The 15,267-nt window shown below is 62.9% G+C and carries 13 protein-coding genes; 9 read left to right on the top strand and 4 right to left on the bottom strand.

What is annotated here, in order from left to right; translation table 11 throughout:
- Window positions 1-22 precede the first annotated feature (22 nt).
- Window positions 23-1,384 carry an ActS/PrrB/RegB family redox-sensitive histidine kinase gene (locus tag GC125_RS17815; RefSeq protein WP_286165564.1) on the top strand — a complete coding sequence of 454 codons (1,362 nt, stop codon included), beginning with the start codon at window positions 23-25 and terminating at the stop codon, window positions 1,382-1,384.
- A 40-nt stretch (window positions 1,385-1,424) separates the two neighbouring features.
- Window positions 1,425-1,985: an ActR/PrrA/RegA family redox response regulator transcription factor gene (locus GC125_RS17810; RefSeq protein WP_126006674.1), complete on the top strand. Its 561-nt coding sequence runs from the start codon at window positions 1,425-1,427 to the stop codon at window positions 1,983-1,985.
- 38 nt (window positions 1,986-2,023) lie between these two features.
- Here the strand turns inward: GC125_RS17810 and GC125_RS17805 are convergent, their stop codons facing one another.
- On the bottom strand, window positions 2,024-2,521 hold the full coding sequence (locus tag GC125_RS17805) for an MmcB family DNA repair protein (RefSeq protein WP_151986879.1): 498 nt from the start codon (window positions 2,519-2,521) through the stop codon (window positions 2,024-2,026).
- A 214-nt stretch (window positions 2,522-2,735) separates the two neighbouring features.
- Between GC125_RS17805 and GC125_RS17800 the strand changes: the two genes are divergently transcribed.
- On the top strand, window positions 2,736-3,386 hold the full coding sequence (locus GC125_RS17800; RefSeq protein ID WP_151986878.1) for a L,D-transpeptidase: 651 nt from the start codon (window positions 2,736-2,738) through the stop codon (window positions 3,384-3,386).
- A 33-nt stretch (window positions 3,387-3,419) separates the two neighbouring features.
- On the opposite strand, the gene GC125_RS17795 is transcribed toward GC125_RS17800, so the two are convergent.
- The 3 genes from GC125_RS17795 to GC125_RS17785 all read right to left on the bottom strand — a co-directional run bounded on the left by GC125_RS17795 (window position 3,420) and on the right by GC125_RS17785 (window position 8,869).
- Complete coding sequence (locus GC125_RS17795; RefSeq protein WP_151986877.1) at window positions 3,420-4,307, bottom strand: SH3 domain-containing protein; 888 nt, start codon at window positions 4,305-4,307, stop codon at window positions 3,420-3,422.
- A 240-nt stretch (window positions 4,308-4,547) separates the two neighbouring features.
- Window positions 4,548-6,731 (bottom strand): malate synthase G, encoded by a 2,184-nt coding sequence (locus GC125_RS17790; protein ID WP_151986876.1) that lies wholly within the window; start codon window positions 6,729-6,731, stop codon window positions 4,548-4,550.
- Window positions 6,732-6,853: 122 nt separating this feature from the next.
- Entirely contained in the window at window positions 6,854-8,869 is a 2,016-nt protein-coding gene (locus GC125_RS17785; RefSeq protein WP_151986875.1) for a hydantoinase/oxoprolinase N-terminal domain-containing protein, read from the bottom strand.
- 241 nt (window positions 8,870-9,110) lie between these two features.
- Between GC125_RS17785 and GC125_RS17780 the strand changes: the two genes are divergently transcribed.
- From GC125_RS17780 to GC125_RS17755, 6 genes are all read left to right on the top strand, one after another.
- The gene (locus GC125_RS17780) at window positions 9,111-9,833 is read left to right on the top strand and encodes a helix-turn-helix transcriptional regulator (RefSeq protein WP_151986874.1); all 723 of its coding nucleotides are present in this window, start codon (window positions 9,111-9,113) and stop codon (window positions 9,831-9,833) included.
- A gap of 166 nt (window positions 9,834-9,999) precedes the next feature.
- Complete coding sequence (gyrB, locus tag GC125_RS17775) at window positions 10,000-12,447, top strand: DNA topoisomerase (ATP-hydrolyzing) subunit B (protein ID WP_151986873.1); 2,448 nt, start codon at window positions 10,000-10,002, stop codon at window positions 12,445-12,447.
- A gap of 108 nt (window positions 12,448-12,555) precedes the next feature.
- Window positions 12,556-12,774 (top strand): hypothetical protein, encoded by a 219-nt coding sequence (locus GC125_RS17770; protein ID WP_151986872.1) that lies wholly within the window; start codon window positions 12,556-12,558, stop codon window positions 12,772-12,774.
- A gap of 187 nt (window positions 12,775-12,961) precedes the next feature.
- Window positions 12,962-13,321, top strand: coding sequence for an ATPase inhibitor subunit zeta (locus tag GC125_RS20095; RefSeq protein WP_199864631.1), 360 nt, complete (start codon window positions 12,962-12,964; stop codon window positions 13,319-13,321).
- A gap of 19 nt (window positions 13,322-13,340) precedes the next feature.
- Window positions 13,341-14,168: a universal stress protein gene (locus GC125_RS17760; protein ID WP_199864630.1), complete on the top strand. Its 828-nt coding sequence runs from the start codon at window positions 13,341-13,343 to the stop codon at window positions 14,166-14,168.
- A gap of 134 nt (window positions 14,169-14,302) precedes the next feature.
- Window positions 14,303-15,232 carry a transglutaminase-like domain-containing protein gene (locus tag GC125_RS17755; protein WP_151986869.1) on the top strand — a complete coding sequence of 310 codons (930 nt, stop codon included), beginning with the start codon at window positions 14,303-14,305 and terminating at the stop codon, window positions 15,230-15,232.
- Window positions 15,233-15,267: the final 35 nt, after the last annotated feature.

The following is a 15,267-nucleotide window of genomic DNA, read 5'->3' as shown; positions in this document are numbered from 1 at the left end:
TCGAGAAGGACGGGTTTCGACCATGGCGGTTGCCGACAATTCCTTGAGCGGGCGCGATCGATTTTCGCGCTACCGGCTGCGCCTCCAGACATTGACGCGGCTGCGGTGGCTTGCCGTCGTGGGCCAGTCGCTGACGGTGCTGATCGTCGCTTTCATCCTGGAATTCCCTTTCCCGGTTCTCCTCTGTTTCGCGCTCATCGCATCCTCGGCCTGGCTGAACATCTTCCTGACGTTTCGCTATCCGGCCACGCACCGCCTGAGCCCGCCGGCAGCGCTCGGCGTTCTCGGCTTCGACGTGCTGCAGCTGTCCGGTCTGCTGTTCATGACGGGCGGGCTCGTCAATCCGTTCTCGGTCCTGATGAGCGTGCCGGTCATCATCTCCACGGCTTCGCAGCCTATTCGCCAGACGCTCATTCTCGGTGCACTGACGATCGCGGCCGTCACGCTTCTGGCGGCTTTTCACCTGCCGTTGCCCTGGTATCCGGGCATCATCTACGAGGCACATCTGGTGCTGGTGACCGGCATCTGGATCGCGATCGTCTCGACCACGCTTTTTGCCGCCTTTTACGTCCATCGCGTGTCGTCCGAAGCCAACGAACTTGCCGACGCGCTGACGGCGACCGAATTGACGCTGCAGCGCGAACAGCATCTCTTCGCTCTCGATGGTCTGGCTGCTGCCGCCGCCCATGAGCTGGGCACGCCGCTCGCCACCATTTCGGTCGTGGTGAAGGAAATGGAGCGTGCGCTCGGCTCCGACGAACGCTACCGCGAAGACCTGCAGCTGTTGCGCTCACAGACCGAGCGATGCCGAGACATTCTGCGGCGCCTGACGACGCTGTCGACCGATGACGAGGAGCATATGCGCAAGTTGCCGCTCTCCTCGATGCTGGAAGAAGTCGTCGACCCACACCGCGAATTCGGCGTCGAGATCGAGGTCACGATCGAGGCCGTCACCGACGAGGAACCGGTTGGCCTGCGCAATGCCGGCATTCTCTACGGTCTTGGCAATCTGGTCGAAAACGCGGTCGATTTCGCCCAGGAGAAGGTTCGGGTGGATGCGCGCTACGACCGGGACCGCGTGGATATCGTCATCTCCGACGACGGCCCGGGCTTCTCGCCCGAGATTCTCGTCAAGATCGGCGAACCTTTCGTGACCAGGCGAACTGCTGGCAAGGACAAGCGCGCCGGCGGTTTGGGACTGGGGCTCTTCATCGCCAAGACGCTTTTGGAGCGCACCGGCGCGACGGTCGTCTTCGAAAACGGATCGAGTGAACAGCAGGGGGCGGTCATCCGCCTGAGCTGGCCGCGCGCTGCCATGGATGCCGCCGGTTCAGCCCAGAGATTGCCCCAGGCTGCGAAACTCCCATATGTAACGAGTGGATAGAAGCCGGCGGGACGGCCGGTACCGCAATGGAGCCTGAAGAATGATCAACGAGGATGTTGCCGACGGCGATATCGGCCCGGATCCCTCATTGCTGCTCGTGGATGACGACGCGCCGTTCCTGAAACGGCTCGCGCGCGCCATGGAAACCCGCGGCTTCGTGGTGGAAACGGCTGAATCCGTGGCGGAAGGCCTCGCCAAGGCGAAAGCCGCTCCTCCGAAATATGCGGTGGTCGACATGCGGCTCGGCGACGGCAACGGTCTCGACATCATCGATGCGATCCGTCAGCGCCGGACCGACACAAGGATGATCGTCCTGACCGGCTATGGCAACATCGCGACGGCTGTGAACGCCGTAAAGCTCGGTGCGATCGATTATCTTGCAAAACCCGCCGATGCCGACGAGGTCGCTGCGGCGCTCACCCGCAAGCCCGGCGAAAAAGCCGAGCCGCCGGAAAATCCGATGTCGGCCGACCGTGTCCGCTGGGAGCACATTCAGCGCGTCTACGAAATGTGCGAACGCAACGTGTCTGAAACCGCCCGTCGGCTGAACATGCATCGCCGCACACTGCAGCGCATCCTTGCAAAGCGCGCCCCGCGCTAAGCCGGGTTCCGGATCGGAAGCGCGGCTCTCGAACCCGCTTATTCGGCGTCTTCCGCCGGAAAGCTGTTCCCCGTCGCCCATTCGGCCATGAGCAGCCGACCGGCGGCGGCGCGTGCGAATTTCAGCGTCATCGCCTTGCGCGTCGCGCCGGCAAGCTTGTGCTCCGGCGCCTCGCGCAACAGATGCGCGCCGAAGCCGTCGGAAAGGATCAGGCCGCAGTCTTCCGGAAAAATGTCGATCGGCACGCCGGGATGCGTGGCGAAGAAGAGCCGGTCGCAATGCAGTCGGTAGTCCGGCCATTTGCGGTCGACGCGAAAATCCTGCACCGACGTTTTGATCTCCACGATCCAGAATTCACCGCCGCCGGTCAGCGCGACGATGTCTGCACGCCTGCCGCTGGCAAGCGCGAGTTCGGGAAGCGACGCGTAGCGAAGATCTGTGAGAAGCCGCTGGACGCCACGCCGCACCATCATGGCGCGATCGGACTGGCGGCCGTCGATTAGCGGGTTTTGGGCGTAGGGAGCAATGATCGGCATGGGGCCAGTTTGCCATGGCCGACGATTCGGAACAATAACGGAACGCAGTAGTTGCGCCGCCGTCAGTTTATGCCTTGTTGCTGAAAAACAATCCCGCCACAAAATCGCTTGCAGCGGCATGCGTACCGCTTGTGGCGCACCGGTGGCGAAAATATGGTTCGGCCGAAGTGCGGATGCCGAGGGCAGGCCGCCATTGCCGAAGGCACACTCCACCATGAATCGCCGCGCGTTTCTGCTCTCTTCCGCTGCCGCCGCCTCGCTGGCGCTGGCAGGCTGCACCACAGTATCCCCAATCCCCGCTACACCGCAGTTGATGCCGGATTACGGCGTGATCGTCGATGCTGGCTACACGATCCCGGCGGTGCCGATGCAGCGTCTCGAAGCGCGGTTCTCGCGCCAGATCGTGCGCTATCCGACCGAGCATGCGCCAGGCACGATCGTCGTCGATACGCCGGAAAAGTTCCTCTATTACGTGCTGCCGAACGGCGAAGCCGTGCGCTACGGTATCGGCGTCGGCCGTGCGGGCTTTGCGTGGCAGGGCGAAGCCTATGTTGCCTGGAAGCAGGCCTGGCCGCGCTGGCACCCGCCCGTCGAGATGATCGAGCGCGAACCGCATCTGGAAGAATTCGCCGATGGCGGCATGGATCCGGGCCTGACCAATCCGCTCGGTGCACGCGCGCTCTACCTGTTTGACCAGGACGGCAACGACACGCTGTACCGGCTGCATGGAACGCCGCAGTGGGATACCATCGGCACGGCAGCCTCATCCGGCTGCATTCGCCTGATCAATCAGGACATCATGGATCTGTATGAGCGGGTGACGCCTGGCCGCAGCACGAAGGTCGTGGTGCTTCAGGAGGCTTGAAGAGCGACGGACAGACGGTCCGCCGCTGTCACGCTATTCGACGCGCGCGGTGTCTGTGTCGGCCTCCGGCGCCGCATAGTCGATGAATGCCTTGTAGATGTATCCTTGCCGACCATCGATTTCGACGGCGCAGAAATGCGGGCACTCTGTCATCGGCTGACCCTGAAGCGGCGTGCCACCCGGGACGATGCTGATCGTTTCGGCGTCGTTGCTCGGTCCAGTGCGGAAATTGACGTATTCCGTGGTCTGCCCGGCAACGTAGCTCGACGTGTCCGCCGTGCCGCCCACCTGCCCGGTCGTCGCACCCGCCTGGGCATCGATCGCGGCCAGGGCATCGTCCGTCTCGGCCACGAAGGCCGCATCCGGAAGCTGGTCTTGGCGAACGGCCACGGCCTGCTCGAGTGCCGCCACTTCCTGCTCGCTTTCGGCAACGATGACTTCCGAGCCCTGGTTCGATTGGGGGGTGCCGATCGCTGAGGTCGTGTCCTCGTCGATGGCGGCTTCGGCCAGCGCTACATCAAGGTCGTCGGTTGCGTCTGTCGGCAAAGGACCGGCGTCGCCCTGTGCACCGAATGCGGTCTCCTCTTGGGAAGACCCTGCCGCAGCGGTCACGTCGCCACCCCAGCGAGGGTCGGCTTCGTCGAGCGGCTGCGGTGTGGCCTCGGCCGTCGCAGAAGGCGCGCTTTCCACCGGACGATCGGCTTTCGCTACCGCGGGCGCCGGCACAATGGCAGCGGCGGGCGCTTCGGCGGCCGATGCAACTTCGACGAGGGGCTCTGCCTGCGGTGCACGATCCATGTTGAGGGCAATGCCGCCTGCGAGCACGAGTGCGGCACAGGCTGGAAAGGCCGCCCACAGCGCGATCTGCCGCAGCGTCATGCCTTCTGCCGGCTCGCTTTCGAACTGGTACTTCTTGATCATTCCGACGCCTCTCCGAAACGCGGTGGTCATGTCCCTTGGGTCGAACGGATCGGCGGGATGCGCGCTGCTCTTATGGCAGTCTTGGTTCACCCGCCGGTACCCACGCTGCGGCATCCATGAAGGGCGATTATGGCCTCGGTTGGTCAGAAATGCGGCCTTAACGTTTCCTTAAGGCAAATGCGCCCCGCCGTTTTCACGGCGAGGCGCATGGATTCGCGTGGTCCAAAAGGCGGCTGAGCCTTAGCCGCGCGTTGCGGCCTTCAGCTCCAGGCGACGGCGGTGAAGCACCGGCTCGGTATATCCGGAGGGCTGCTCACGGCCCTTGAGGACAAGATCGAGAGCGGCCTGAAACGCGATCGAGCCGTCGTAATCGGCAGCCATCGGCCTGTAGGCGCTGTCCCCTGCGTTCTGCTGATCGACGATTTTCGCCATCTTCTTCATGGTTTCGACGATCTGCGCTTCGGTCACGACGCCGTGGTGCAGCCAGTTGGCCATGTGCTGTGCGGAAATGCGCAGCGTCGCGCGGTCTTCCATCAGGCCGACATTGTTGATGTCCGGAACCTTGGAGCAGCCGACGCCCTGATCGACCCAGCGCACGACATAGCCGAGGATGCCCTGCGCATTGTTGTCGAGCTCACGCTGGATGTCTTCGGGCGTCCAGTTGGGACGTTCGGCAACCGGCACCGACAGAATATCGTCGAGCTTGGCGCGGCCGCGCGACTTCAGGCCCGACTGGACGTCGGCGACATTGACCTGGTGATAATGCGTCGCGTGCAGCGTCGCTGCCGTCGGCGAGGGCACCCATGCGGTGTTCGCACCGGCTTTCGGGTGGCCGATCTTCTGTTCCAGCATCGCCGCCATCATGTCCGGCATGGCCCACATGCCCTTACCGATCTGGGCGTGGCCGGAAAGGCCGCATTCCAGGCCGATATCGACGTTCCAGTTCTCGTACGCCTGGATCCAGGTCGATGCCTTCATGTCGCCCTTGCGGATCATCGGGCCAGCTTCCATCGAGGTATGGATTTCGTCGCCGGTGCGATCGAGGAAACCGGTGTTGATGAAGACGACGCGCTCCTTCGCAGCCCGGATCGCCTCTTTCAGGTTGACCGTGGTGCGGCGTTCCTCGTCCATGATGCCCATCTTGATCGTGTTGGGCTTCATGCCAAGCGCCTGCTCGACGCGGGTGAAGATCTCCGCCGCGAAGGCGACTTCCTCCGGCCCATGCATCTTCGGCTTGACCACATACATGGAGCCTGCACGGGAATTCTTGCGCCTGCCATTGGCGCCGACATCGTGCAGCGCGATCAGGCCGGTGACGAAGCCGTCCATCATGCCTTCCGGAACCTCGTTGCCGTCCCGGTCAAGGATTGCAGGGTTGGTCATGAGGTGGCCGACATTGCGGATAAGCATCAGCGAACGGCCGGGCAGGGTCAGCGTCGAGCCATCCGGCGCGGTGTATTCGCGGTCGTCGTTGAGCGCGCGCGTGACCGACTTGCCACCCTTGTCGAAGGTGTCTTCCAGATCGCCCTTCATCAGGCCGAGCCAGTTGCGGTAGGCCGCGACCTTGTCCTCGGCGTCGACTGCCGCGATGGAATCCTCGCAGTCCTGGATGGTCGTCAGCGCAGACTCCAGAAGGATATCGGAAATGCCGGCGCTGTCGCCTTCGCCGATCGGGCTGCGGCGATCGATGACGATCTCCACATGCATGCCGTTCTTCTTCAGGAGTATCGATGTCGGGGCGAAGGCTTCGCCGAGATAGCCGGCAAGCTGTGCGCCGTCCTTCAGCTTGCCGAGCGCGCCATCGGTCAGCGCGATGACGAGCTGGCCGTCTTCGATCGAGAAACCGCTGACATTTTCCCAGGTCGTGTCGCCCGAGGCGGCTTGGATCGGTGCGCTCTGGTTGAGGAAGTTGCGGCCCCAGGCGATGACCTTCGCGCCACGTTTCGGATTGTAACCCTTGCCCTTTTCGGCACCATCATCTTCGGAGATCGCGTCGGTTCCGTAGAGCGCGTCATAAAGCGAACCCCACCGCGCATTGGCTGCGTTCAGCGCATAGCGTGCGTTCATGACCGGCACGACCAGCTGCGGGCCAGCCGTTGTCGCAATTTCTGGGTCGACATTGTCGGTCGAGACGGAGAAAGCGCCGCCTTCAGGTACGAGGTACCCGATCTCAGAGAGGAACGCCTTGTAGCGCTCTAGGTCGGACGGTGCGCCGTTCTCGCGGTGCCAGGCATCGATCTTCGCCTGCAGATCGTCGCGCTTGGCAAGCAATGCCCGGTTCTTCGGTCCAAGCTCGTGGATCGCATCCGACAGCGCCTTGAAGAATGCGTCCGCGTCGACGTCGGTCCCCGGCAACGCTTCCGAGACGATGAAGTCGTAGAGCGTCGTGTCGATCGTCAGCCCATGCTGCTCGGTCGTGGTCATGCGTTAATCTCCCTTGGCGCGGCAACCGGCTGGTCGCACTTTCCGTTGAGCCACAGATAAGCCCGGCGCATTCCCTGTCAATCGATCATCAATTCCAAAGATTTGTTCCGTTTTGGAAACAATCAGGTTGGGTCGACAGCAAGTCGCGGCCTTCCCGAGCAAATTGCCCGGATACGGGCCTCGACGAATTGGCGCTGCCCGTCGATGACCGGAGCAGAAATATACTCGTCCAAAGTCAGCGACGGATCCCCGGCACCGGCGCGCCCGGCCTTGGCGCGGGCGATCGCGCTTGCCGTCTCGCGGGCGTGGGTGAGGGCAGGCGCTTCGGCGTCGAACCGTTCCACATGCGCTCCACCACTGACGAGAAAGAGGCTCGGTTCCGGCGCGGTGACGAGCACCTCGGCCGTCTCGGTGATCTGCCCGACCACGGCGCCGATCGCGTTGGCGACATCCGCATGGTCCGGCACCGTGATTTCCGCCCCAAGTAGTGCGCCGATCCCCGGGTAATACGTTGCCGCCGAGGCGCCCAGCCCGACGAGCGGCCGATCGAGCGAAAGCCGGAAGCCGACGATCGATAGCGGACGAGCCAGCGTGCGTCGCACCGCCTCCGAGCGTGCCGGATCGAAAGCAGGGCCCGATCCGCGGGCGGCATCTTCGCTGAGCCCGGCTTCCAGAACCTTGTGGGCGGATATTTCCGTCAACGTTGCGATGACGCGCTCGGCAAGCTGCGTTTCATCGACCGCGAGCATTTCGCCTCTGCCGTCTCGCTGACGGGCGAGCAGCGCCGCGCCGATGCGGGCCGCTTCGCCGTTCCACAGTGACAGACGTCCGAGCACATGCATCGCGTCCGTCGGGGTGAAGGCGCTGATGCGCACGAGGCCCTGCCCGGCAAGCCTGTCGAGCGCGGACCGCTCGGATGCGCTGACGAGCACGGCGTCGAGAGCGCGGAAATCGCCGCCGAGCCGCGAAAGCAGCGCGCGGTCGCGCTCAGGCAAATGGCGCGGCGGCGTCATGGCGGTTCGCGCCGCAAAGCGCCCGTCGAGCCGCCCGGGCCGATCGTTGGCCAGTTGCCGCTTGAGTGACGTGACGAGATCGTTGCCGTCACCGAGCGCTGCGAGCGACAGCGGCACCACGCGGCGTGGCCCGAGCAGGATGCCGGCCGCAATGCCGTCTCGCAGGATCGCGACATCGCTGTCGCCGCCAAGCCCATGCGTCTGCATCGCCACGGCTTCCACCATGGTGCGAAAACCACCGACAAGCGCGCCTTCAGGATCGAGCCTTGGCCGTCCATCTTCCAGGATGGCGATATCCGTCGTCGTGCCGCCGATGTCGGCAACGATGGCGCGCGAAAGCCCGGTCAGATGGCGCGCTCCGACAAGGCTTGCGGCCGGGCCCGACAGGATCGTCTCGATCGGCCGAAGCCGTGCCTCCGACGCAGAAATGAGGGCGCCATCGCCACGCACGACCATCAGCGGAGCCGTGATGCCGCGCGCGGCAAGGAATGTCGTGCTGGCGGAAATCAGCCTGTCGATCATGCCGATCAGCCGCGCATTCAGAAGCGTCGTCAAAGCCCGCTTCGGCCCGCCGAGTTTCGACGAGAGCTCGTGGCTGCAGGTGACCGGGAGGTTGGTCGCCTCGCGGATCAGCGAGCGCACCGCGATTTCATGCTCCGGATTGCGCACGGCGAAATAGCCGGCAACCGCGATCGCCTCCACCTCTTCGGCAAGCGTCGGCAGCGCCGAATGCAGCGCCGAAAGATCGAGCGAGCGCGGCTTGCCGTGAACGTCGTGGCCGCCGGGCAGCCGGTAGACGGGCGCACCGGAAAGCGCTTCCAGCAAGCCGGCGCGTTCGAGATCGGCAGGCTCGAAACCGATCGCCACCAACGCCACCCGTCCGCCGCGTCCCTCGACCAATGCGTTCGTCGCGAGCGTCGTCGACAGGGAGACGAGGGCGATCGATGCTGCATCGATTCCGGACTGGGCGATGACGGCATCGGCGGCGGCCGCGATGCCGGTCGCGAGGTCGTCGTGGCTGGTCAGCGCCTTCGCCTTCGCGACGACGCCGCGCGTTTCGCTGAACAGCACGGCGTCCGTATAGGTGCCGCCGGTATCGATGCCGAGAAATACTGGGTCGCTCAAAGCCTGGCCCCGGAAAATGCAACCCCTGGATGGATGCTGACCCGTCATCTAGCAAGTGCGGCATGCCGCGCAAGTCCGCAGGTGCATTTGATCGGGCGCATTTGATGAGGACAGCGTGCGTTCTCGCGCATTCCCGCTTGCTCGTCGGGGCCGCCTGCCCCATTGTCTGGGCTCGACAATCGTGGAGCGTGCAGGAAACGGTATTGGACGGCTCGATCGGGACGGAGCGGGTAGCGGCGGCATGAGTTTAGGCATTTCCAGCTCATCGGATATGCCGGCCGTCATGGGCGACATGCAGACGCCCTATGATCTCTTGCGGTTGCTGCGTTCCAAGACGCAGGCCTATGGCTTTGCCTATTTCACGGTGTTGAAGCTGCCTGCGATCGGCGAAGCAAAGATCGGTGCCTTGTCGGAACTTTCCAACTGGCCGGCCGAACTCACGCGAACCTACGACGAACGGAAGGTCGGCGCTTCGAGTCCGATCCTGAAGCGGTTGGCGCAATCGGCACTTTGTTTTCAGTATACGCTCGATGAGCTTCCTGTCGTGGACAACGGAAAACGGCCATCGGTCGTCGATCTTTTCCGCAAGTTCGACATGGTCCGCTGGGCGTATTTTCCGGTGCATTGCCCGGCCTATGGGACCGGCGCGATCGGCTATTCGGGCCTGCGCGACGAACTCGACATGCAGGAAATGGGCGAATTGCAGCTCGTCTCCACCGGCATATTCGACCAACTCGCGAAATTGCGTGGGACGCGGGACGAGGAAAAGCCGCGGCTGACCGAGCGCGAGCGCGAATGCCTGCGCTGGACGGCCGAAGGCAAGACGAGCTTCGAGATCGGCAAGATCATCGGCATCTCCGAGCATACCGTGAACTATTATCTCAACACCGCTTCCGGTAAGCTGAAATCCACCAACCGCGTGCAGGCGGTCGCCGTCGCCCTGAGAAGTGGGCTGCTCGGATAGCAATCCCCAGCTCTCGCGGCGTCAAAGTTTGAAGTGACCGTGCGGAATGATTATCTTGCACAGTGAAATGACATCGATTCGATGCGGTCGGAACCGTCTCCGCCACGGGTCGCGCTAGGCACGACAACCGACCGTCATCCACCTCCTTTCGAAAGCATCCCCGACGATGAGCGATACCCCTTCGAACGAGCCAACGCCGCAGGCTTCCGCAAACAGCGAATACGGTGCCGAGTCGATCAAGGTGCTCAAGGGGCTGGATGCCGTGCGCAAGCGGCCAGGCATGTATATCGGTGATACCGATGACGGCTCGGGCCTGCACCACATGGTCTACGAAGTCGTGGACAATGCGATCGACGAGGCGCTTGCCGGCCATGCCGACATCGTCACGGTCACGCTCAATGCGGACGGCTCGGTCACCGTTACCGACAACGGCCGCGGCATTCCGGTCGATATTCATACCGGCGAGGGCGTTTCAGCTGCCGAGGTCATCATGACCCAGCTCCATGCCGGCGGTAAGTTCGATCAGAACTCCTACAAGGTCTCGGGCGGTCTCCACGGCGTCGGCGTCTCTGTGGTCAATGCGCTGTCGGTGAAATTGCAGATGCGCATCGCGCGCAACGGCCGCTGGCACGAGATGAGCTTCACCCACGGCGTTGCGGATGCACCGCTCGCGGTCACGGGCGAGGCCGGGAACCACACCGGCACGGAAATCACCTTCTTGCCCTCCGGCGAGACGTTCACGATGACGGAATTCGATTTCGGCACGCTGGAACACCGGCTGCGCGAACTCGCCTTCCTGAACTCGGGTGTTCATATCAAGCTGACCGACAAGCGGCATGCGGACGTCAAGGAAGTCGAGATGCTCTATGAGGGCGGTCTCGAGGCCTTCGTCAAATATCTCGACCGTTCCAAAAAGGCGCTCGTCCCTGCTCCGATCACGATGATCGGCGAAAAGGACGGCATCACGGTCGAGGTGGCGATGTGGTGGAACGACAGCTACCACGAGAACGTGCTGGCCTTCACCAACAACATTCCCCAGCGCGACGGCGGCACGCATATGGCCGGCTTCCGTGGCGCGCTGACGCGCCAGATCGTGTCCTACGGCGAAACGTCGGGCCTGACGAAGAAGGAAAAGGTTTCGCTGACCGGTGACGATTGCCGCGAAGGCCTGACGGCTGTGCTTTCCGTCAAGGTCCCAGATCCGAAGTTCTCTTCGCAGACGAAGGACAAGCTCGTCTCCTCCGAGGTCCGGCCCGTGGTCGAAAGCCTCGTCAACGAGGGGCTGAACCAGTGGCTGGAAGAACATCCGAGCGAAGCGAAGATCCTCGTCGGCAAGGTCATCGAGGCGGCTTCGGCACGCGAAGCGGCGCGCAAGGCGCGCGAACTGACGCGGCGCAAGGGCGCGCTCGACATCACCTCGCTTCCGGGCAAACTCGCCGACTGCCAGGAACGCGACCCCGCCAAGTCCGAAGTCTTCATCGTCGAGGGTGATTCCGCAGGTGGGTCCGCCAAAAGCGGCCGTTCGCGCCAGAACCAGGCCATCCTGCCCCTTCGCGGCAAGATACTGAACGTCGAGCGCGCGCGCTTCGACCGCATGATCTCCTCCGACCAGGTCGGCACGCTGATCACGGCGCTTGGTGCAGGCATCGGCAAGGACGAGTTCAATCCGGACAAGCTGCGCTACCACAAGATCATCATCATGACGGACGCCGACGTCGACGGCGCCCACATTCGCACGCTGCTGCTCACCTTCTTCTTCCGCCAGATGCCGGAACTGATCGAGCGCGGTCACATCTACATCGCCCAGCCTCCGCTCTATAAGGTCACGCGCGGCAAGTCCTCGCAGTACCTGAAGGACGAGAAGGCCATGGAAGACTATCTGATCTCCATGGGGCTCGAAGAGGCTTCGCTGGAACTCGGCAGCGGCGAAGTGCGGCTCGGCAACGATTTCCGAGCCGTCATCAACGATGCGTTGCGCATCCGCGCGCTGATCGACGGCATCCATTCACGCTATGATCGTTCGGTGATCGAGCAGGCCGCTGTCGCCGGCGCTCTCAACCCCGACCTAACGGCCAATCGCGAGCGTGCGCAGGAGACCGCGGACGAAATTGCCCGGCGCCTGGACATGATTTCCGAAGACACCGAGCGTGGCTGGGAAGGCACTGTCACCACCGAAGGCGGGATCCGGCTCGAGAGAACGGTGCGCGGCGTCAAGGAATCGCACCTTCTCGACAATGCGCTCATCGGTTCGGCCGACGCACGCCATATCGATCAGATGGCACCGCGCATGCGCGAGGTTTATGGCGAGACCCCGTTGCTTCTGCGCAAGGATGACCGGACGCCGATGACCGGTCCTCGGCTGCTGCTGGACACGATTTTCGCCATCGGCCGGAAGGGTCTTTCGATCCAGCGTTACAAGGGCCTTGGCGAGATGAACGCCGAGCAGCTCTGGGAAACGACGCTCGATCCGAATGTGCGCTCCCTGTTGCAGGTCAGGATCAACGACGCGACCGACGCCGACAGCCTGTTCACGAGGCTGATGGGAGATGAAGTCGAGCCCCGCCGGGAGTTCATCCAGGACAACGCGCTGACCGTCGCCAATCTCGACATTTGACCTTATGTGCCTGTCGCGGCGAGGGAACATTCGCCGCGCAAGGTCGTTCATCATCTGAAGCTGAAATAGCGCGCCGGCGTGGTGCGCAACGGCCATTCGGAGAGATGCATGACCGAGAAATTGACGCCGCGCGAGGCCCGTCAGGGCGAACGCGGCATGCCCGTTCTGAAGATCCTGATCGTCGCCCTGGTTCTGGCCATGATTGCCTGGGCGGTATCCGGGATGTTCGGCGAAGCAACGGACCCCGAGAATCCCGTAGGGGAAACAACGACCGAACAGGATGCAACGGGCGAGACGGGCCCGACTCAGGCTCCGACCGTCCAGTAATCGACATTGCATCGCCGACGTCTTCGGCATGCAGAACAGACATTATGAATGCCCCGACCTCAGCGAGCTCGGGGCATTTCGTTTGAGCGGTACGCATGGCTTGGCCGATCGTGCGACCGACCCGCTTTTGGGCGGTTCGGCGATCTGCTATAATCGGCGAATGTTCACTGGTTCAGGGGTATGCAGCATGTCCCTTTTCGACGACCGCGAACGGGCCTTCGAATTGAAATACGTCCACGATCTCGAAGCGGCATTCCGCATGCGCGTCATCGCCATGCGCGACATGGCGCGGTGGGCAGCCGACCGGTTGGGCATGATCGGCGCCGATGCCGAAGCCTATGTCTCGACGCATGCGCATGCCGTTCTCATGCGCGATGGATCCGGCCTTCTTCTGCAGCGGCTGGCGGCCGATCTGAAGGCCCGACACCTTGACGTGTCCGAGCGGGAACTGGCGAACGTCTACGACGGGTTCTGCGCATCCGCACTGATGCGCATGCAGACATTGCCCGATGCAAGCGAAGCGGGCATGGTTATACGCAAGCATTGATTGATACTGGAGAATGCGCATGAAGACGCTGTTGGTTCCGGTTCCCGAACAGCCAAGCGCGTCCGTCTTCGAATGCGCTGTCTCTTTCGCGCATGTGTTCGGCAGCCTTGTGGAAGGCATGGCGCTGGCGCCAGATCTGTCACGCACGATCGCGGCGGAGTTTCCCATCGATCCTCACTACATCGATCCGGACAACCGACGGGACATGGTGACGACGGCAAGGCGCCGGTTCGAGCAACATATGCAAGATGCCCAGCTGCCGCGCTGCGCCGATAAGACGGTCGGGCCCTGCTATCGCTGGGCGATGGACGAGCTCGGCGAGGACGGGCGCGTGGCAAGCTATGCGCGCCTGTTCGACCTCGTGGTGCTGGCTCGCCCCGAGCAGCGCCGTGATGGTAGCCGCATCGCCACAGTGGAGACGATCCTGTTCGAAAGCGGCAGGCCCGTGCTGCTTGTTCCCCCAGCAATCCCCAAGGACATAGGCCGCAGGGTGGTGATCGCCTGGAATGGCAGCCTTGAAACCGCCCGCGCCATTGCTTTTGCCATGCCGATCCTGATGCAGGCGGAAAGCACTATCGTCTTGCAACTCGAAGGCTGGGAAGTCGACGGTCCTCGCGCTTCTGACCAGGTCGAGTTTCTGAAGCGGCACGGCGTGAATGCGGAGCTTGCCTCGCGTCCGCTCGTTTCAGGGCCGGGAGAATCGATCATGAAGCAGGCGCACGATCTTGGTGCCGACCTCATCATCAAGGGCGCCTACACGCAAAGCCGCCTGCGGCAGATGATTTTCGGTGGCGCGACGAGCCACCTGCTCGCTCACACCGACTTGCCGATGTTCATCGCTCACTGAGACTTATTGGACTGGACTGGACCCTTCGATCACTTTCGTGACTGCCTGCAATCAGAGCGAGATAAACCGTGAACCTCGCGGAACTTGCGTCCCTCGTGTCGGTTGTAGCCGGAGAAAACGCAGGGAGGTTGATCATGCTGGTACGTGTTGGTTTTGAGATCGGAATTTCCTGCAGCCAGCCGACGCCGATGACGATGCATCTCGCGATCCATCCCGAGCGTCGTCGCGATATTGTTGGCGAGACGGGGCTGACCGCGTCGAAGGACGTGCGTTTTTCATCCTATCGCGACATTTACGGCAATGATTGCCGCCGCTGTCTCGTTCCTGAGGGCGGCATCGAGATACGCTATGACGCCGTTGTGGAAGACAGCGGCGAGCCGGACGCCTACGAGCCATCTGCTCAGCAGGTGCCGGTCGACCGTCTGCCCGCCGAGGCATTGGCCTTCCTGCTGCCCAGCCGGTACTGTGAAACAGAGCATCTATCAGACTTTGCATGGCGCCGTTTCGGCTCGATCGAACCCGGTTGGGCGCGGGTCCAGGCGGTCTGCGACTATGTGCATGAGCGCCTGACGTTCTCTTATGGCTACGCTCGCGCAACCCGCACGGCCTGCCAGGCCAACGATGAACGCGTCGGCGTGTGCCGTGACTTCGCCCATCTGGCTGTCGTTTTATGCCGGTGCCTGAATATCCCCGCGCGCTACGTCAACGGCTTTATGGGCGACATCGGCGTTCCGATCGATCCGGCGCCGATGGATTTCAACGCCTGGTTCGAGGTCTATTTGGGAGATCGCTGGTACACGTTCGACGCGCGTCACAACCAGCGCCGTATTGGGCGAATCGCCGTGGCGAAGGGACGGGATGCGGCCGATATCCCGCTGTTCCATACGTTTGGTCCCCACCGGCTGGAGATGTTCAACGTCTGGACTTATGAGGCGAAAACCAAAATCGCCCGCCCGGAAGCAATTCAGCAAAAGCATTCTTTGCTCGAACCATGGCATAGCCCGTTTTGGGCGCGTCATTCCCGTTCTCACGCATCGTTGTCGACGAGTTTAACAGAGCGGTAACCTCTTTCGACCAACGTCAAGTGGTGCAATCTTGC

The organism is Rhizobium sp. EC-SD404, from assembly GCF_902498825.1.
Classification (GTDB): Bacteria; Pseudomonadota; Alphaproteobacteria; order Rhizobiales; family Rhizobiaceae; genus Georhizobium.
This window is presented reverse-complemented; position numbering and strand designations above follow the sequence as displayed.